The organism is Salinicola sp. MIT1003 (assembly GCF_001858555.1).
Taxonomy (GTDB): Bacteria; Pseudomonadota; Gammaproteobacteria; order Pseudomonadales; family Halomonadaceae; genus Salinicola; species Salinicola salarius.
This window is the reverse complement of record NZ_MCAP01000004.1, coordinates 15,779-34,378: the sequence shown is the minus strand read 5'-3', so window position 1 is coordinate 34,378 and position 18,600 is coordinate 15,779. Positions and strand designations below refer to the sequence as shown.

The 18,600-nt window shown below is 61.0% G+C and carries 21 protein-coding genes; 4 read left to right on the top strand and 17 right to left on the bottom strand.

Annotated elements, in window-relative coordinates:
• Nucleotides 1-29: 29 nt before the first annotated feature.
• Complete coding sequence (locus BC443_RS01955) at nt 30-863, top strand: pyruvate, water dikinase regulatory protein (protein WP_071230228.1); 834 nt, start codon at nt 30-32, stop codon at nt 861-863.
• Between the two features lie 88 nt (nt 864-951).
• Here the strand turns inward: BC443_RS01955 and BC443_RS01950 are convergent, their stop codons facing one another.
• The 3 genes from BC443_RS01950 to BC443_RS01940 form a co-directional block, all read right to left on the bottom strand.
• Complete coding sequence (locus tag BC443_RS01950) at nt 952-1,524, bottom strand: hypoxanthine-guanine phosphoribosyltransferase (RefSeq protein ID WP_071230163.1); 573 nt, start codon at nt 1,522-1,524, stop codon at nt 952-954.
• 75 nt (nt 1,525-1,599) lie between these two features.
• Nucleotides 1,600-2,616, bottom strand: coding sequence for a beta-N-acetylhexosaminidase (gene nagZ / locus BC443_RS01945; protein WP_071230162.1), 1,017 nt, complete (start codon nt 2,614-2,616; stop codon nt 1,600-1,602).
• An 87-nt stretch (nt 2,617-2,703) separates the two neighbouring features.
• Complete coding sequence (locus tag BC443_RS01940) at nt 2,704-3,372, bottom strand: TetR/AcrR family transcriptional regulator (RefSeq protein ID WP_071230161.1); 669 nt, start codon at nt 3,370-3,372, stop codon at nt 2,704-2,706.
• 237 nt (nt 3,373-3,609) lie between these two features.
• On the opposite strand from BC443_RS01940, the gene lexA reads away from it, so the two are divergent.
• Entirely contained in the window at nt 3,610-4,263 is a 654-nt protein-coding gene (gene lexA / locus BC443_RS01935; protein ID WP_071230160.1) for a transcriptional repressor LexA, read from the top strand.
• A gap of 19 nt (nt 4,264-4,282) precedes the next feature.
• Nucleotides 4,283-5,356, top strand: coding sequence for a DNA polymerase IV (gene dinB / locus BC443_RS01930; RefSeq protein ID WP_071230159.1), 1,074 nt, complete (start codon nt 4,283-4,285; stop codon nt 5,354-5,356).
• A 17-nt stretch (nt 5,357-5,373) separates the two neighbouring features.
• On the opposite strand, the gene purU is transcribed toward dinB, so the two are convergent.
• A complete protein-coding gene (gene purU, locus BC443_RS01925; RefSeq protein WP_071230158.1) occupies nt 5,374-6,222 on the bottom strand; it encodes a formyltetrahydrofolate deformylase in 849 nt (282 codons plus the stop codon).
• A 273-nt stretch (nt 6,223-6,495) separates the two neighbouring features.
• Between purU and BC443_RS01920 the strand changes: the two genes are divergently transcribed.
• Entirely contained in the window at nt 6,496-8,184 is a 1,689-nt protein-coding gene (locus BC443_RS01920) for a ribonuclease J (protein ID WP_348769665.1), read from the top strand.
• A 419-nt stretch (nt 8,185-8,603) separates the two neighbouring features.
• Here BC443_RS01920 and BC443_RS01915 read toward each other — a convergent pair whose 3' ends face one another.
• From BC443_RS01915 to BC443_RS01855, 13 genes are all read right to left on the bottom strand, one after another.
• Nucleotides 8,604-8,894, bottom strand: a complete 291-nt coding sequence (locus BC443_RS01915; RefSeq protein ID WP_071230157.1) for an H-NS family nucleoid-associated regulatory protein — start codon at nt 8,892-8,894, stop codon at nt 8,604-8,606.
• A 160-nt stretch (nt 8,895-9,054) separates the two neighbouring features.
• Entirely contained in the window at nt 9,055-10,044 is a 990-nt protein-coding gene (gene moaA, locus BC443_RS01910) for a GTP 3',8-cyclase MoaA (protein ID WP_071230156.1), read from the bottom strand.
• A complete protein-coding gene (gene moaE, locus BC443_RS01905) occupies nt 10,041-10,502 on the bottom strand; it encodes a molybdopterin synthase catalytic subunit MoaE (RefSeq protein ID WP_071230155.1) in 462 nt (153 codons plus the stop codon). The genes moaA and moaE overlap by 4 nt, the downstream gene beginning before the upstream one ends.
• A gap of 16 nt (nt 10,503-10,518) precedes the next feature.
• Nucleotides 10,519-11,352: a cyclic pyranopterin monophosphate synthase MoaC gene (gene moaC, locus BC443_RS01900; protein ID WP_071230154.1), complete on the bottom strand. Its 834-nt coding sequence runs from the start codon at nt 11,350-11,352 to the stop codon at nt 10,519-10,521.
• Nucleotides 11,353-11,483: 131 nt separating this feature from the next.
• Nucleotides 11,484-12,062, bottom strand: coding sequence for a molybdopterin-guanine dinucleotide biosynthesis protein B (gene mobB, locus BC443_RS01895; RefSeq protein ID WP_071230153.1), 579 nt, complete (start codon nt 12,060-12,062; stop codon nt 11,484-11,486).
• Nucleotides 12,052-12,672: a molybdenum cofactor guanylyltransferase MobA gene (mobA, locus tag BC443_RS01890; RefSeq protein ID WP_083387156.1), complete on the bottom strand. Its 621-nt coding sequence runs from the start codon at nt 12,670-12,672 to the stop codon at nt 12,052-12,054. Before mobA ends, mobB begins: the two co-directional genes overlap by 11 nt.
• Nucleotides 12,669-13,298 carry a uracil phosphoribosyltransferase gene (upp, locus tag BC443_RS01885; RefSeq protein ID WP_071230152.1) on the bottom strand — a complete coding sequence of 210 codons (630 nt, stop codon included), beginning with the start codon at nt 13,296-13,298 and terminating at the stop codon, nt 12,669-12,671. Before upp ends, mobA begins: the two co-directional genes overlap by 4 nt.
• A 57-nt stretch (nt 13,299-13,355) precedes the next feature.
• A complete protein-coding gene (gene ung / locus BC443_RS01880) occupies nt 13,356-14,045 on the bottom strand; it encodes a uracil-DNA glycosylase (RefSeq protein WP_071230151.1) in 690 nt (229 codons plus the stop codon).
• 18 nt (nt 14,046-14,063) lie between these two features.
• Nucleotides 14,064-14,552 carry a xanthine phosphoribosyltransferase gene (gene gpt / locus BC443_RS01875; RefSeq protein WP_071230150.1) on the bottom strand — a complete coding sequence of 163 codons (489 nt, stop codon included), beginning with the start codon at nt 14,550-14,552 and terminating at the stop codon, nt 14,064-14,066.
• A gap of 66 nt (nt 14,553-14,618) precedes the next feature.
• A complete protein-coding gene (locus BC443_RS01870; RefSeq protein ID WP_071230149.1) occupies nt 14,619-15,170 on the bottom strand; it encodes an adenine phosphoribosyltransferase in 552 nt (183 codons plus the stop codon).
• Between the two features lie 134 nt (nt 15,171-15,304).
• Entirely contained in the window at nt 15,305-15,931 is a 627-nt protein-coding gene (locus BC443_RS01865) for a riboflavin synthase (RefSeq protein ID WP_071230148.1), read from the bottom strand.
• A 554-nt stretch (nt 15,932-16,485) separates the two neighbouring features.
• The gene (locus BC443_RS01860) at nt 16,486-18,000 is read right to left on the bottom strand and encodes an NCS1 family nucleobase:cation symporter-1 (RefSeq protein WP_071230147.1); all 1,515 of its coding nucleotides are present in this window, start codon (nt 17,998-18,000) and stop codon (nt 16,486-16,488) included.
• A 69-nt stretch (nt 18,001-18,069) separates the two neighbouring features.
• Nucleotides 18,070-18,579, bottom strand: a complete 510-nt coding sequence (locus tag BC443_RS01855) for a flavin reductase (protein WP_071230146.1) — start codon at nt 18,577-18,579, stop codon at nt 18,070-18,072.
• Between the last annotated feature and the right edge of the window lie 21 nt (nt 18,580-18,600).

Here is an 18,600-nt window from a genome sequence, read left to right as displayed (position 1 = left end):
TGAGCCTTCGACACACACGGATGAATGCCATGCCCCGCACTGCTTTCTTCATCTCCGACGGTACCGGCATTACCGCGGAAACGCTCGGTCGCAGCCTGCTCTCGCAATTCGAGAATACGGATTTCATCCAGGTCACCAAGCCCTACATCGACACCCTCGACAAGGCACGTTCGCTGGTCAGCATCATCGAAGCGACCGGCGAACGCGACGGCATGCGCCCCATCGTCATCGATACCATCGTCGACCAGGCGATTCGTGACATCGTCTCCCAGGCATCGGCATTCAAGGTCGATATCTTCTCCACCTTTCTCGCTCCGCTGGAAGAAGAACTGGAGACTCATTCGACCTATACCGTTGGCCGTACGCATGCGATCGGCCGCGACGATGTCTACATGCATCGGATCGAGGCGGTGAATTTCGCGCTGGACAACGACGACGGCGCGCGCACGCACCAGTACCAGGAGGCGGACGTAATCCTGATCGGCGTCTCCCGATGCGGCAAGACGCCGACCTCGCTCTATCTGGCACTGCAGTTCGGCATCCGTGCAGCCAACTATCCATTGACGGAAGACGACCTGGACGACAACGGCATCCTCAACCTGCCGCCATCGCTGGCCAAGCATCGCCATAAGCTGTTCGGGCTGACCATCGATGCTCGTCGGCTATCGGCCATTCGTACCGAACGTCGGCCCGACAGCCGTTACTGCTCGATGGACCAATGCATGCAGGAGATCGGCCAGGCCGAAGCGCTCTACCGGCGTCACAACATTCCCTACATCGATACCACCCGCTTTTCGATCGAGGAGATCTCGACGCGGATGATGAACGAGACCGGACTGCAGAGACGATTCAGCCCGCGCTGAGCGGGCCGAATCGGAGCAGGAGAAGATTGGGAAATGGCAGCCCCCGAGCACGCCGGGCTGGCGATTCGCCAACGGGTCGGGCGTGCCGTCACATCCCCTTGGGCGCGAAGATTCCCGGCGCGTTACGCCAGTACCCCTTGTAGTCCATGCCGAAGCCGAAGACATAGCGGTCGACGACTTCCAGCCCGCAATAGTCGGCCTTGAGATCGGGGGATGCCTTGCGATCGTGACGCTTGTCGACCAGCACCGCTGTCGAAATGCTCGCCGCGCCGGCTTGCCGACAGTAATCCAGGATCGCCGCCAGTGTCGCGCCCTCGTCGAGGATGTCATCGACGATCACCACGTGACGACCGGCCATGGGCACTTCCGGCGACACCCGCCAGAACAGCTCGCCGCCTCGCATCCCGCCGCGATAGCGCGTGGCGTGGAGGTAATCGACTTCCAAGGGAAACCCGAGCCGCGTCAGCAAATGCCCGGTGGTGATCAGACCGCCGTTCATGACGCAGTAGAAAACCGGCAGCTTGTCTCCCAGTTCGCGCGTGATATCGGCCGCCATGCGGTCCAGCGCTCGCTCGACCTGTGCCTGATCGATCAGACAGTCCGCACTGTCCATGACTTCCTGCATCGAGCTCAGGGCATCGATCGGTGGGGATTGAGTCATCGTTTATGATTCACCATGCAATGAGCGGCGGCAGACCATCGGATACTGCCGCCGAAGAACGAAAAACGGTGCACGTCATTCGGATTCGCTGAGCGCTTCCAGACGTACGTGGGTGCGCCGCCACCGGGAGATGGCGGCCAGCGATTCGAGGCTGGGACGCGCGCGTGCATAGCGAAGCTTGGCGATACGCTGGGCCTGTCGGCCTTCGCAGGCAGCAACGACTTCGCGCGCCGCATCGGGCGCGTTGCAGATCACGGCCATGTCGCAGCCGGCGCTCCAGGCAGCCTCGGCCCGCTCGCGGGGCGATCCGGCGGCGTGCGCCGCGGCCATGGTCAGGTCATCCGAAAAGATGGTGCCCTTGAAACCCAGCTCCTCCCTCAGCATGCCGAGCCAACTGGGCGAGAATCCGGCCGGCCGATCATCGAAGGCCGAATAGATGACATGCGCCGGCATGATGCCATCCAGCTTGCCGGCCAGCCGGGCGAAAGGAATCAGATCGTGCTCGCGCAGCTCCGCCAGCGAGCGTGGGTCTTCCGCGACATCGAAGTGGGAATCCTGGCGCACTCCGCCATGGCCGGGAAAATGCTTGCCGATCGCCACCATTCCCGCCTCGTGGAGCCCTTCGATGAACGCGCCAGCCAAGGCTGTCACCACCTCGGGATCCGGCGAAAAACTCCGCGAACCGATGGCCGGCGACTGGTCGTCGTCGAGATCCAGAACCGGGGCAAAGGTCACATCGAAGCCGCAGGCCGCCATCTCCATGCCCAGCAGCCAGCCAGTGTCCTGCGTCAGCGTCAGCGCCGCTTCGGGAGACTCGGCGAATTGCCGCCCCAGCGTGGCCATGGACGGAATTTGTGTCACTCCTTCCTTCAATCGCTGCACCCGACCACCTTCCTGATCGATGGCGACCAGGATATCGGGACGACATTTGCGGATCTGGCCGATCAGCCGTTGGGTAGTGGCAACGTCCGGTGTATTTCGAGCAAACAACAGTACGCCGCCAACCTCTGCACGAGAGATCAACTGCCGCTCTTCATCACGTAGCCGAGTGCCTTCGACATCCAGCATGACCGGACCGAGAGGTTGAGTCATAGCAAACACCTGAGACCATTGAGCGCCCGATTCTAGACGACACGGGGGATGCATGACAGAGGCAGCCCGCTACCGGGGCCCATTGGTCTACTCGGCGGCCGAGCCGAGTTTCTCCAACGACTCGGGTAGCGGCGCCTGCATGCCGGCGACCACCACGGGACGGAGATGCCGGATCAGCTCCCGTATCGACATGTGCTCCTGGTATTCGCTGTCGGCGATATCCCGCAAGGCATCCAGGCCGGACAAGGTAAAGACCACGGTGCCCAGCATGAAATGTAGACGCCAGAATCGCTCGGCGTCGGGAAGATCCGGCGTTGCCAGACGCAGGCACCCCACGAAGCGGCGAAACGTGTCGCCATAGTGTTCCTGGATATAGCGCCGCAGATGGCCCTGGGCCTGCGCATAAGCCAGGCCCAGCAGCTTCATGAATACCTTGAGGCTGTTGCGCTCGGCGGGGACTTCCAGAACCGTGGTGGCGAGCTGTTCCAGCAGGACTTCCAGCGGCACCTGCTTGCCCTGATAGCGGGCTTCCAGGTCATCGAGCGCCGCATTCAAACGTTCCGAGAACGGATCGAGATAACGGGCAAACACCGCCTGAATAAGCGACTTCTTGGATCCGAAATGGTAATTCACCGCAGCCAGATTGACCTTGGCCCGCGTGGTGATGTTGCGCAGCGAGGTTTCAGCGAAACCCTTCTCGGCAAAAAGGACCTCCGCCGTATCGAGAATACGCGTGACGGTATCGGGTTGGGCCATGTCATACCTCGCGCCAGAAAACGGCAACCAGAGAACAGCGACTTAGAACGATTATGATTCTAATCATTCCGCAACGGACGGCACAATCCAGCATTTGATCGGGCCAGGGCCACGCGGCTGCCAACGCGAGCCGCGAAGGACTTCCCACGCCGGCAATGACTGGATACAATTCCAGGCTGTATACATGAACACGCCTGATCGATGACCATAACGATGACACAGGCCCGGGAGAAACCAATGGCGAGACCGCTCACCGCACGGCAGCAAAACGTCTATGACTTCATCGTCAAGACAATGAGCGAATTCGGCTACCCCCCGACGCGGGCCGAAATCGCTCGGGCCCTGGGCTTTCGCTCTCCCAACGCTGCCGAGGAACACCTGCGGGCGCTGGATCGAAAAGGCGTCATCCGCATGATCCCCGGGACTTCCCGCGGTATCCGGCTGCCGGCCAATGGCAACGAAATCGAGCCCGCGGAGTCCCAGCCCCAGTCTCCCGGCTTGCCGATCATCGGCAGCGTGGCCGCCGGTAGCCCGATTCTCGCCACCGAGCATATCGATCGCTACTGCCCATTGCCGGCCGACTACTTTTCACCCAGTGCCGACTACTTTCTTCGCGTGCGCGGCCTCTCGATGAAGGATGCCGGCATCTTCGACGGCGACCTGCTCGCCGTGCACCGCACCCAGCAGATACGCAACGGCCAGATCGTCGTCGCCCGGATAGACGACGAGGTCACCGTTAAGCGCTTCCAGCGCGAGGGCAGTCACGTCACGTTGAGCGCCGAGAATGCCGACTTCGCGCCGATCGTGGTCGATCTCGAACACCAGCATCTGGAGATCGAGGGGCTGGGGGTCGGCGTCATCCGCGGCGGCAACGGCTCCGGCCTGCATTGAGGCGCCCGCCTCCGGTTCCATGCGCAAGATTCTGCATGCCGACTGCGACTGCTTCTATGCTGCCGTGGAAATGCGTGACAATCCTGCCCTGAAAGATATTCCCCTGGCGATCGGCGGTAGCGCCGATCGACGCGGCGTCGTCGCTACCTGCAACTACCCGGCCAGAAAGTACGGCATACACTCCGCGATGCCCACGGCGAGAGCGGTGCGTCTCTGCCCGCAATTGAAAGTGCTGTCGCCAGACTTCAACAAGTATCGCGAAGTCTCGCGACAGATTCAGGCCATCTTTCACGAGCTGACGCCGCTGGTCGAGCCGCTCTCCCTCGACGAGGCCTATCTCGACGTCACGGCGGTCACCCAGTTCCAGGGCAGCGCTACCTGGATGGCCCGCTGGCTCAAGCAAGAGGCGCTCGCGCGAACGGGAATCGTCGTCTCGGTCGGCGCCGCACCCAACAAGTTTCTGGCCAAGATCGCCAGCGACTGGGACAAGCCCGACGGCCTGTTCGTGATCCCGCCGGAGGAAACGGAGTCTTTCATCACCGACCTCCCCGTCAAGAAGCTTCACGGTGTCGGTCCGGCGATGGCCGCCAAACTCGATGCCATGGGAATCGCCAGTTGCCACGACCTGCGAACCCAGCCACTGGACCGGCTACTGGATCAGTTCGGCAAGTTCGGCCGGAGACTGTACGAGCTGGCTCACGGTATCGACGAGCGGCCGGTCAACGTCTCCCGCGAACGCAAATCAGTCAGCGTCGAAACCACCTACGACCACGATCTTCCCGGTCTCGCCGATTGCCACCTGGCGCTGGAGCCTCTGATCGAGAAGCTCCACGACCGCCTGGCACGGCACGGCGACCCGGCCATTGCCAAGCAGTTCGTCAAGGTACGTTTCAATGACTTTGCCAGCACGACGCAGGAGACAGGCGCTCGCGGTATCGTCCACGCACGGTTCCATGAACTGCTGAAGAGCGCCTGGCGTCGGGGAGAGCGGCCGGTTCGGTTGCTGGGCGTGGGGGTACGCCTGATGCCGGAACCGGACCAGCGCCAGCTCGGGCTGTTCGACGACACCGATCCCGGCTCGGTGTCGCCTTGAGCCTCAAGCAATAGGCATCACGAGAACACCACGGTCTTGTTGCCGTGGATGAGTACTCGATCCTGCAGGTGCCAGCGCAATCCCCTAGAGAGCACCGATTTTTCCACGTCACGACCCAGACGCACCAGGTCCTGCGGCGTATGGCAGTGCGATACGCGCTGGATGTCCTGTTCGATGATCGGCCCTGCATCGAGTTCTTCGGTGACATAGTGGCAGGTCGCGCCGATCAGCTTGACGCCACGTTCGAACGCCTGATGGTAGGGCTTGGCGCCGGCGAAAGACGGCAGAAAGCTGTGATGGATATTGATCACGCGGCCGGCATAGCGCTGGCAGATATCCGGCGGCAGGATCTGCATGTAGCGGGCAAGGACCACACTGTCCGCTTCGGCCTCCTCGATCAGGCGTTCGGTACGGGCGAAGGCGGGAGCCTTGTCCCGAGGGTCGACCGGCACATGATGGAACGGGATGCCGTGCCACGCCACCAAAGGCCGCAGGTCCTCGTGATTGGAGATCACACAAGGAATATCACAGTCGAGCTCCCCGGCCGACCAGCGGTAGAGCAGATCGACCAGACAGTGGGATTCCCGCGACACCATGATCACCACTCGCGGGCGATGGGCGGAATCGCTCAGTCGCCAGTCCATCTCGAACTCACCGGCAATGGGCGCGAATGAAGCCCGGAAAGCGTCGGCACTCAAGGCGTTGGACTGGATATCGTAACGCATGAAAAAGCGCCCCGTATCCAGATCGGAGTGCTGATTGGCTTCGATGATCGAGCCGTTCTGGGCAGCGATGAAACCCGACACACGCGAAACGATACCCACGCGATCGGGGCAGGAAACGATCAAACGGTAATTGTGCGGCATGGCTCTCGGAAATACTCTTTGCAAATACGCTTTGAATCGAAAATATGCGTTGGCTCGAAAACAAGCCTTGATTCGAAAATACGCGTTGACTCGAAAACACGCCCTGGTTCGGAAACACCCTGAAACCCCGTTCAGCGCCCCGACATGGCCTGCCACGTCAATGAGAGCGGCATTGTACCCCAATGCCGAGCGCCAGCCAGCGCCGCGATGGGTTTGAGCGGGTCGAGAGGCATGACTTATAGTGAAGCCAGATTTCACCCTTTAAGGATGACGATGTTCCGTCCGCGCGCACAGATCCGCCCCCGCACTTACCCACCGCTGCTGTTCCATCCCTTGGGAGGCTGCGGTGAGATCGGCATGAATCTGTCGCTCTATGGTTACGAAAACGACTGGATAGCCGTCGACTGCGGCATGATGATTCGTCAGGATCTGCCGGATCAACCCCTCCAGATTCCCGATGTCGAGCATCTGGCAGCCCACGCGATGGTGCCTTCTGCCGTCTACATCACCCACGGCCATGAGGATCACCTTGGCGCCCTTGCCTGGATCTGGCCACGCTGGAACTGCCCCGTCTACGCCACCCCGCTGGCCATCGAGCTGCTGCGAGCCAAGTTCATCGAACAGGGGTTGAAGACCGACGCGCTCAAGCCCGTCCAGCCCGGTGCCAGCGTGACGACCGGCCCTTTCGAAGTCACCTTTTTACCGGTGACGCATTCGATACCGGAAAGCTGCGCCCTTTCGATCATCACGCCTCGCCATCGCATTCTGCATACCGGCGACTGGAAACGGGACGAGCGCCCGCTCATCGGCCCACCGTTATCCGCGGCCCAATTCCAGGCGCTGGCCCCGGTGGATCTCGTGGTGGCGGATTCCACCAACGCCGATGTGGAAGGCCACTCGCGCAGTGAAGCGGAAGCCGCCAGTGCGCTGGAGGCAGTGATCCGGAACTGCCGGGGTCGTGTCGTCGTCAGCTGCTTCGCCAGCAATATCGCCCGGATCAAGGCGCTGGGCGATATTGCAGAACGCAGCGGACGCCGAGCGGCACTGCTGGGCCGTTCGATGGAGCGCATGGTGTCGATTGCCCTGCAACTCGGATACCTGGATGACTTCCCGCCCCGAGTGCCGGCTCACGATCTCGGCTATCTCCACCCAGAGGAAGTCCTGATTATCGCCACCGGCAGCCAGGGGGAACCCCGTTCGGCATTGTCACGCATGGCTCAGGGGAGACACTCTGCCCTGGACCTGCAACCGGACGACGACGTCATATTCTCGGCCCGGGCCATCCCCGGCAACGAGCGCCCCATCGAACGGCTCAAGGCCGGCTTCAAGCGGCTCGGCGTCAACGTGCATGACGAACATACCGACCCCGCCCTTCATGCCTCGGGGCATCCGGCGCGAGAAGAGTTGCGTCAACTCTACCGCTGGATACAGCCAAAACTGCTGCTGCCGGTACATGGGGAAGCCTCGCACCAGGAAGCTCATCGCGAACTGGCGTCCGAGCTCGGCATCGATGTCCCCCAATTGGTCAAGAACGGCGCCGTTCTTGCCCTGGAAGCGGAAGCGTTGTTACCCAGAGCTCAGCACCACCTACGACCGCAACTGATTGTCTCGCGCGCCCGTCCCGGTGAGCGCACGCATCCGGTTTCCGCTCGTCAGCATGCGCATTCGCTGTCGATTGCGCTGAATGTACTGCCGACCGCAACGGGCTGGACCCGAATCGGCCGGCTGATGTGGGATAGCGAGATATCACTGCCTCTGGACGAGGATGCCCTGGCAGACTGGCTGGATGAACGAATAGACGCGATCAGAGCGGATACGCTACTGCAACTTCGACAGCAACTCTTCGGCCCGCTGCGCGACTGGCTACACGAGCGTCTCCCCGCCTTGCCGGAAATTCATCTTCAACTGATGCCGGCCGACCCCCAGCCGGAGCATGAAGTTCGCACGGCCTCCTCACGCTAACGCGGTAGACGCCATAATCATGAAAACGGACATGAGCCGAACTCTACATATCCGTGCGACATCTCCGCGAGAACACGAGCGCGTTTCGAAATAGCGAGATCAGACGCCTCAGAAAACGAAAACAATCTGGTTGATGCCATGCAGATGTGCATCAGGTGGGCCCCAATAAAAACGCGTCTGCTTTATAGCAGACGCGTTTTCTATAAGGCGAATACATGGCGGCTCGATGCGTTCACTTAGCCGGCAGCCATGTCGCGTGTGGCCATCCTGGCAATATACCAATCCAGGCGATATACCAATCCAGGCGATATACCAATCCAGGCGATATACCAATCCAGGCGATATACCAATCCAGGCGTTACACCATTCAGGCAATACACTATTCAGGCAAACCCATGCGACGTGACATTACGCGCGGATCAGCCCTTGCTGCCATTCTTGGGCGGGCGGCCCCGACGCTTGCGCGGCTGCTCGCCGACCAGATCATCCATCGATAATCCGGCATTGTTCATCGCCTCGCGAATCTCGGCCAGTTTCTGCTGCTTGTCGGCTTCTTCTTTCAGGCGTTCCTGATCTTCCTGCTGCTTCTGCTCGATCACTTCCCCGATGACTTCGGAAAGCTTGTGCAATTGCTCCATGCTCAGCTGACGCGCTGCAGCTCGAGCAACATTCTTATTACGAGCAATGCGTTCCAGTGATTCGGTGGACATCGTCCTCTCCTTGCTAGATTCCGACACGGCATTACACCGGCTGTTTTGATGAAAGTATATTCTTGCTGCCCTTTTTGGCAAGAAATTAAATCAAAAAAGGCACGCGTAATTCGCGTGCCTTTTGTCGAACAAATGTCTTGGGCATCCGGAAAAAAGCGCATTAACCTCCGGTCATATTCATGAACCGGACGACTTGTACATCACCGTCGGTCGAGAAATGATGGCGCTCCGGCTTCAAATCCATGGCTGTGACAATCTGTTCCTTCAAGGGTTCCAGCTCTCCTGGATACTGACGCAAGGTGGCACGCAGATCCACCGAATGCTCGTTGCCTAGGCAGAGCAGCAATCGCCCTTCGACCGTCACGCGAACCCGATTGCAGGTACTGCAGAAGTTATGACTATGAGGCGAGATGAAGCCCACCCGGCTATCACTATCGGGCATCCGGAAGTAACGCGAGGGGCCTAATGTCGTTTCCGGAGATGGAATCAAAGCGTAACGAGACTCGATCGAGGCTTGAACATCGTCACTGGAATAGAAAGTCTCGCCACGGGAATGATCCGATACATCACCCAGCGGCATTTCCTCGATGAAGCTGATATCCAGTTGCTCTTCGCGGGCGAAGGCCACCAGGTCGAGAACCTCGTCGTCATTGCGACCGCGCAATATGACCGCATTGAGCTTGATACACTCGAAACCGGCATCCTGCGCCGCATGGATACCGTCGATGACCTTGGCCAAATCCCCGGTTCTCGTCAGTCGCTTGAAACGTTCCGGGTCCAGCGAATCCAGACTGACGTTGAGACGTGTCATGCCACCTTCACGTAACGCCCGGGCATGACGACGCAGCCCGGCACCGTTGGTCGTCATGGCGAAGTCTTTCAACCCCGGCAGTGTGCCGATATCCGTTACCAGATCATCGATTCCCTTGCGCACCAGAGGCTCGCCACCGGTCAGGCGAATCTTTTCCACGCCCAGCTCCGTGAAGGCTCGCGCCACCTGCGACAGCTCTTCCAGCGACAGAACCTGTGTCCGAGGCAGGAAGGTCATCTCTTCGCTCATGCAGTAGACACAGCGAAAATCACACCGATCCGTCACCGAGATTCGGACATAGCGAACCTGGCGCGAGAACTTGTCTATCAAAACGGTCATGAATGCTCCCAGCGACTCGCGGCTTCGCGGTCGCTTTGCCGTTCGGACACCCAATAAGAGCCGCTATCGGTATGCTCCTTTTTCCAGAAAGGGGCCCGTGTTTTCAGATAATCCATGATGAAATCACACGCCTCGAACGCCGCTCGGCGGTGCGCACTGGCGGTCATGACCAGCACGATGGCATCCCCTGGCTCGAGACGTCCGACACGATGAATGATGGTGGCGCCCTGGAGCGCCCAGCGTTCGCCAGCTTCGCGGGCAATCACATGCAGCGCCTTTTCCGTCATGCCGGGAAAATGCTCCAGCGTCAGCGCGGAGACATCCGGTCGTTCGTTGAAGTCCCTGACCCACCCGGTAAAGCTGACGATGGCACCGATATCGGAACGCCCTTCCGTCAGGCGCGCTTGTTCCACCTCGGTGTTGAAAGCGTCTTCCTGTACGTTGATGACAATCTTCATGGCGATTCCTTCTCGCTCAGCCGCCGGTAACCGGTGGAAAGAACGCGATCTCGTCACCCGGCGCAACCGCGGCTTCGTTCTGGCTCATGGCTTCGTTGCGCGCGCACAGGACACGCTGATTCAGCAACGCCTTGTACTTCGGATCCTGGTTGATCAATGCCAGCTTGACGCCGGCAATATCACGGGAAGGAAGCCGGGCCCATTCCAGCACACACTCCGCAGTCTCGAAGCGCTCGCGCAGTTCCGCCAGAAACTGAATCTTCACTCCGCTCGTCGGCGATATCGCAGCCGACTCTTCCGCCAACACTTCCGCTTCCGCCGACACTTCCGCTTCCGCTGACGGATCATTGCCTGTCACCGACGCCGGCTCGGGCATCGGCTCCCGCGACCAGTTCCCCGAACGTCCGCCGCGCTTCTCTTCCAGACGCACCCCATCGATGGTCATGCCTTTGTCGACCGCCTTGCACATATCATAGAGCGTCAGACACGCAACCGAGACCGCCGTCAGTGCTTCCATCTCGACGCCAGTACGGCCATTGAGCCGACAGAATGCCTCGACATGGACGCAGTTCTCGGCCGGGTCCAGCGTGAATTCGATGGTGACCTTCGACAATGCCAATGCGTGACAGAGCGGTATCAGTTCGTGCGTCCGCTTGGCAGCCTGGATGCCGGCGATTCTCGCCGTAGCCAGGACATCGCCCTTGGGCAACCCGCCTTCGGACAATAGCGCCAGCGTCGCTGCCTGCATATGAACGCTGCCACGGGCTCGGGCCTCCCGCCGCGTCTCCTGCTTGTCGGCGACATCGACCATGTGCGCTTCACCACGCGCGTTGAGATGCGTGAGCGTCATGCTGAATTCGCCTCGCTTTCCAGTCATTGGGTCAAACGTTGAGTGTAGTGTGGATGGCGTAACGACGCCTGTCATTCATCGGGCAAGATTCGGGGACATTCCATGGTTTCAGCCATTTGCACCGCTGCCATTCAGCGCTTTGTGATGCGCTGTCCCGCTGCCCAATCGACGATCCAGTCAAGAATGCCGTCGAGATCATCCAGGTCCAGACGTGCCAGTCCCGCCGGCAACCGATCGAGAATCTCGGCAGGCATCTCTTCGGGCTTGCAGGCCAATGCCTGAACCCAGGGGTCGATACCGGCGGCCAGCGGCTGGCCGTGGTCACCGCGATACAGCTCCAGCTTGGGGATCGGCCAGGTCTTGAAGCCTTCGACCAGAATCAGTGCGGGTTTCAGGGCCGCAACCTGCGCTATCAGCAGCGGCAGATCGGGTTCTTGCCGATCGGGCGTTTCCATCATCAGCGCAAAACGGCGGCCGGACGCCACCATCATCGGCGCGGCTCCCGCTTCGCGCAGGCGGTGGCTGTCCTTGCCGGGCTTATCGACATCGAATTCATGGTGGGCATGCTTGATCACGGCCGCCGGCCAGCCTCGTTCGCGCAGGCGCGGCAGCAAGGCTTCCAGCAGTGTCGTCTTGCCGGTGCCGCTCCAGGCGGCGATACCCAGCAAGGGGATATCGCATTCGAGCGCTTCGGCGCGGCTATTCGTCATGGTTGCCCTGCGACGCATTCACGTCGACTTCATGCCGTTCCGCCCAGGCATGCTGCTGCGGCGTGTTGAGATTGGCCAACCGTGCGCGGTGGGCCGAAAAGTCGACCTGACACCAGCGATGCCGATCATACCAGGCGACGACCTTGCCGCCGCCCGCCGCCAGCCATGGCGACAGATCCTCTCGTAGCGAGCTGCGCACCAGCGCGATCAGAGGCTGCAGCCGCTCGCCATCATGTGCGACCGCGATATCCGCTTCACCGATCCCGTTCGCCAGGCGGCTCAGCATGTCGGCCGGTAGCCAGGGCATATCCACGGGCGCCAGCAGTACCCAGGGCGTGGAAACCGTCTGCAGGGCACCCAGCACGCCGGCCAAGGGCCCCGGATAGTCGGGCATCGGATCGGAAACCACGGGGTAGCCCAGATGCCGATAGCGATCCACGTGACGGTTGGCACTGATGACGACCTGACCGACCTGCGGCGAGAGGCGCTGTAACGCATGCTGAACCAGTGGAATGCCTCCGAGGCTCAGCCAGCCCTTGTCGACACCTCCCATGCGCTGCCCGCGCCCTCCCGCGAGCAGCACCCCCGTGACCTCGGCACGCTCGATCACCGCGTGCCGAAGATCTTGTCGCCGGCATCACCCAGCCCAGGGACGATATAGCCATTCTCGTCGAGACGCTCGTCGACGGAGGCGGTATAGATCTCGACATCGGGGTAGGCCTTCTGCACCCGCTCGATCCCCTCCGGGGCGGCGACCAGCACGATCACCTTGATCTGCTGACAGCCGCGTTGCTTGAGCATGTCCAGCGTCGCCACCATCGACCCACCGGTGGCAAGCATCGGGTCGATCACGATCGCCAGACGTTCGTCCAGGTCGCTCACGAACTTCTCGAAATAGGGAACCGGTTCCAGCGTCTCTTCGTTGCGATAGAGCCCCACGACGCTGATACGCGCGCTGGGAATGAGATCGGTCACGCCATCGAGCATCCCCAGTCCGGCACGCAGAATGGGGACGATGGTGACCTTCTTGCCCTTGATCTGTTCGACATCGATCGGAGAGCCATTCCAGCCTTCGATGGTCGCCGGCTCTATCTCCAGGTTCTGGGTCGCCTCGTAGGTCAGCAACTTCGCCACTTCGCAAGCCAGCTCACGGAAGCTCTTGGTGCTGATGTCGGCCGCCCGCATCAGTCCAAGCTTGTGTTTGACCAGCGGATGGGAGATGGGATGCACACTCATGATGGCGCCTTCGTCTAAATGGAGGAAACGCCGGTATTGTACGCGACGAGCCGGGGGTCAGGCGACGCTGACGGGCAATTGCCAGTCGACGGGCGTCGCGCCGCGCGCCTGGAGAAAGGCGTTGGCTTGCGAGAAGTGACGCGTGCCGAAGAAACCGCGATGCGCCGATAGCGGCGAAGGGTGCGGGGCATGCAGCACCAGATGCTTGCCGCGATCGACGAAGCTCGCCTTCTTCTGGGCGTAACTGCCCCAAAGCAGGAACACCACGCCGTTGCAGTGTTCGTTGATAGCCTGAATGGCGCGATCCGTGAAGGTTTCCCAGCCGCGATTGCGATGGGAGCCGGCATTGCCCCGCTCCACCGTCAACACGCTATTCAGCAGCATCACGCCCTGACGAGCCCAACTTTCGAGGAAACCGTGATTGACCGGACTCGTGCCGACATCCGTTGCCAACTCCTTGTAGATGTTCTGCAACGATGGCGGCGTCGGTACGCCCGGGCGTACCGAAAAGCAGAGCCCGTGAGCCTGATTGGGCCCGTGGTAGGGATCCTGCCCCAGTATCACCACCTTGACCTGTGCCAGCGGCGTCAACTCGAAAGCGCGAAACCAGTGGGACGAATGAGGATAGATGACTTTGTGGGCCGCCTTTTCCTCGGCGAGAAAAGCACGCAGCGCCTGCATGTAAGGCGCGCCGAATTCCTCGCCGAGGTAGGCATTCCAGCTATCGGGTAACGGGGATTGAGACATCGACTCGCTCCGCATCGGTCAGGGTTTTGGCGAACGCACCTGATCCACCAGCGGCTCGACGTAAGCATGTCCCAGATCCCAGGGGAACTGAATCCAGCAGTCCTGGGCCACCTCGGTCAGATACTGGTCGACCAGCGGTCGCCCTTCCGGCTTGGCGTAGACGGTAACGAAATGCGCCTTGGGCAGCATCTCGCGCACGGCCCGGGCGGTCTTGCCGGTGTCCACCAGGTCATCGACCAGAAGCCAGCCGTCGCCATCATGGTCGACGCCTTTCATGACATCCAGCTGGCCCTGGGACTGTTCGTCGTAGCTCTTGATGCAGACGGTATCGATGAGACGGATGTTGAGTTCGCGGGCGATCAATGCCGCCGGAATCAAACCGCCGCGCGTGATCGCGACGATGCCCTGGAAATCCCGCTCGACGAGCTGATGACAGAGCGCCCGGACATCGCGATGGATCTGATCCCAGGAAACGGTGAAATGGTGCTGATAGCGATTGACGGTCATGGCGGGTCCAACCTGTTGATCGGGCCGCCATCGGGCGATGGCGGCGGCGGGCCTTTTGTTTCGTTCCTACTCGTCTTCGGTAAAGCTGCAAACCGCGAAGACGCTATAGCCGGCCTCACGAATCTTGGCCGAGCCGCCCAGTTCCGGCAGATCGAGGATGGTTGCCGTCTCGACGACATGGCCACCGCTGCGCTGGATCAGCGACGCGGCTGCCAGCATGGTGCCGCCAGTGGCGATGATGTCGTCGATCAGTACGATACGGTCGCGCTCGCGGAACGCATCGGCATGGAGCTCGACCGTCGATTCGCCGTACTCCAGCGTGTAGGTCTCGCTGATGGTTCGAAACGGCAGCTTGCCCTTCTTGCGCACCGGCACGAAGCTGCAGCCCAGCTCGTAGGCCAGCGGCGCGCCGACGATGAACCCGCGCGCGTCGATCGCCGCGATGGCATCGACCTCGAGCTCCTGATAGCGATGCACGAAGCTGTCGATCAGCTTGCGAAACGCGGCACTGTTCTGAAGCAGCGGCGTGATATCACGAAAATTGACGCCGGGCTGAGGCCAATCGGGCACTGTGCGGATGACCGACTTGATATAGTCGCCGTAGATACTGCTGCTCATCGAAGAAACTCCATTGACCGAACACGGCGCACCGAAGAACGATAAATCGCAAAACGATTGATCCTGGCGCAAAGGCGTCTATGTTACCCAAGCCAACGCCACGGCGCGACCTGTCGCGACGACCGCTCTCATCGTCACGCCCCGCCAGTCGAATGATCGCGCGAAGCCAGCACGCGCTCCACCGTTTCGACGATGGCCTGGGTCTGCGGGTCGATCTCGATGTTGACCCGATCCCCCGGCAAGCGCTCGCCGATCGTCGTCCTCGCCAGCGTTTCGGGAATCAGGTTGACGCAGAAACGCTCGGCCTCCACCGCGCCGATCGTCAGGCTGATGCCATCGATGCCGATGTAGCCCTTGTCGAACACGAAGCGCGCCAGCGCCGCTGGCAGCTCGAACCACAACCGGCGATTGTTGGGCGCCTCGTCGATCTCCACTAGCCTGGCCATTCCCATGATATGGCCGGACATGGAATGACCGCCGATCTCGTCGCCGAAACGTGCCGCCCGTTCGAGATTGACCCGGTCCCCCGCGGCGAGATCGCCCAGGTTGGTCAGGCGCAGGGTTTCCCGCATCAGATCGAAACTGACATTGTCGCCATCGATGGATGTCACCGTCAGGCAGCAACCGTTGTGGGATATCGATGCGCCCAGCGTCAGACCTTCGCGCATCGCCGGCGCCATCGATACCACGTGCGTGCGCAACTGCTCACGTTCCTCGATCGCCACCACGGTCCCCACATCCTGCACGATCCCGGTAAACATGAACCTCTCCCTCGCCTGAAGCGGATGACGAGCCGCCGACGGCAGACGCCCTCGGCGACCCACAAGAGCGGGAATTCTAGCACGCCACCGCTGCCCGCCAGGAAATTGACGCCCTCGCCGACTGACTCTAAGATTGCCCGCAATTCATCGCGCCGATTTGTTCCCGATTGCAGGCGCGCCGGTCTCCGGGCAATCTCGCTAAAAGGGTGTGTCCAGCGTTGATGGCCACCCGAACGGGTGGCCTTTTTTCGTTTCGACCAGCCAGCACATTCAACTGGTCAGCCTATCTAGGGTCTGTTGACGTTTCATGCACGGCCGCGCCGGAGCCAGTTTTTGTGCGGGGCAAGGCGTGAGGAGCGTAGTTTGGTCATTCCAAATGAACGACGAATAACGCAGCACCGTGCAAAAACTGGCCCGGCCCTTCGGGTTGCGCGGCAAATGGCGCCATGCGGCGTTGCGGGATTGGAAAAGGGAACCACCCTTCTCTGCATCCCGCGCCTGGCCTGGCGCCATTTGGCGCAGCAACGCGGTTCGCGCTGAAACGTCAACAGACCCTAACCAACCGTGGCAGAGTCCGCCGTGTGAATGTCATAAGGCGCATCTCGTGAATGATCCAGCGTCTTGCCGGCGACGTAGTAGACCACTGCGCCCAGCAGCGAGCCGGTAAACCAGCCATAGTCGTAGAACCACTGCCACAGCCCCGTGGTCAACGACATCAGCGTCAACGCCACCGGTACGCCGAAGGCGATGAAGCCGGCCACGTTGATTGCCGGGTAGCGTCCGTCATCGCGGTAGAGCGCGGCCACGTCCAGACGCTGACGCTTGATCAGAAAGTAGTCCACCGCCATGATCCCGGCGATCGGCCCCAGCAGGCTCGAGTAGCCCAGCAGCCAGTTGGAATAGAGACTCTCAAGCGTCACGTCGGAGACGATCACCCCCGCCTTCTGCAGCAGGTCATATCCCATCAGCAAGGTACCGACCAATCCGGTCAACAGCACGCCGCCCGTGCGATTGATCAACTTGGGGGCGAGGTTCTGGAAATCATTGGTCGGCGAAACGATATTACCCGCCGTATTGGTCGAGATCGTGGCGATCACGATCAATACCATGGCGACCGATACCCAGACGGGGCTATCGATGTGACCAATCAACGTGACTGGATCGGAGACGGTCTCACCTACCAGCGAAGCCGACGCCGCCGTCATCACCACCCCCAACGCGGCGAAGAAGAACATGGTCAGCGGAAGCCCGATGATCTGCCCGACGATCTGATCTTTCTGGCTCCTGGCGAAGCGGCTGAAATCCGGAATGTTCAGCGACAGAGTTGCCCAGAATCCGACCATCGCCGTGAGTCCCGAGAGAAAGTAGGTCGTTACCGACGCACTTTCCGGGCGCGACGGCGGCTGCGTCATCAACTCGCTCAGCGAAACGTGCGGCAGCGCCCATACCATCAACCCGATGGCGACGAGCAACAGCAACGGCGCCGACAGCGTCTCGAGCCACTTGATCGACTCCGCACCGCGAATCACCACCCAGAGATTCATCGCCGCGAAAATGAAGAAGCCGAGAACTTGTCCCCAGCCGTCCAGCGATTGCCACGGTGGCATGATCGCGGATAGCAGCAGATGAATCGCCAGGCCGCCGAACATCGTCTGGATGCCGAACCAGCCGCAACCGACCAGCGCGCGGATCAGGCAAGGAACGTTCGAACCGCGAATGCCGAATGACGAGCGCAGCACGACCGGGAACGGAATGCCGTAGCGGGTCCCGGGAAAGGCGTTCAACGTCAGCGGAATCAACAGAATCACGTTGGCCAGCAGAATCGCGACCAAGGCCTCGCCCACACTCAGCCCGAAATAGGCGGTGAGCACCCCACCCAAGGTGTAGGTCGGCACGCAGATCGAAAGTCCGACCCAGAGCGCGGCGATGTTCCATTTCGACCAGGTTCGCTCGCTGGCTGTCGTCGGCGCGATGTCGTGGTTAAAACAGGCGCTGTCGCGGACGTCGTCGCCGAGCGCAAGTTCGACCTTGCCGTCACGCTCGACCATGCGGGATGTAGAGATTGTCATTGTTTTACCCCCCACTCTTGTTTATTGCGATGCGAGAAAAGACTCCCGCAGCCCGTGGCGCGGCGGCTTTCAACCGTTGGCGACCAGCCTGGGAAGTTGGTGATAGCGGCGGTCGAAGTAGAGCAGACACTGGCTCTCGTCACAGGTCGCCATCGACACGATCTCGCAGAACATCACCTCATGCGTGCCGACCCGCACGCGCTGACTGATCCGACATTCGAAATGCGCCAATGCATCCGCCAGCACCGGCGCGCCGGTCTCCCGCGTCGTCCACTCGGCGTGGGCGAAGCGTTCCGCCATCGGCGTCTTGCCGCCGAAGGCGTTGGAGACGTCCTGATGATCGGCGCTCAGGACGTTGACGCAGAGCGTTGAATTGTCCGCGAAGGCGAGATAGGCCGAAGCATTGCGATTGATGCAGACCAGCAGCGTCGGCGGCTCGTCGGTCACGCTGCACACGGCAGACGCCGTGAAGCCGGCGCGCCCGGCGGGGCCATCGGTGGTTACCACATTGACCGCGGCAGCCAGATGCGACATTGCCTCGCGAAACTCCGATGGCGAAACCGTACTTGGTGCTTCCATGGCATATTCAGGTTTTCGTAA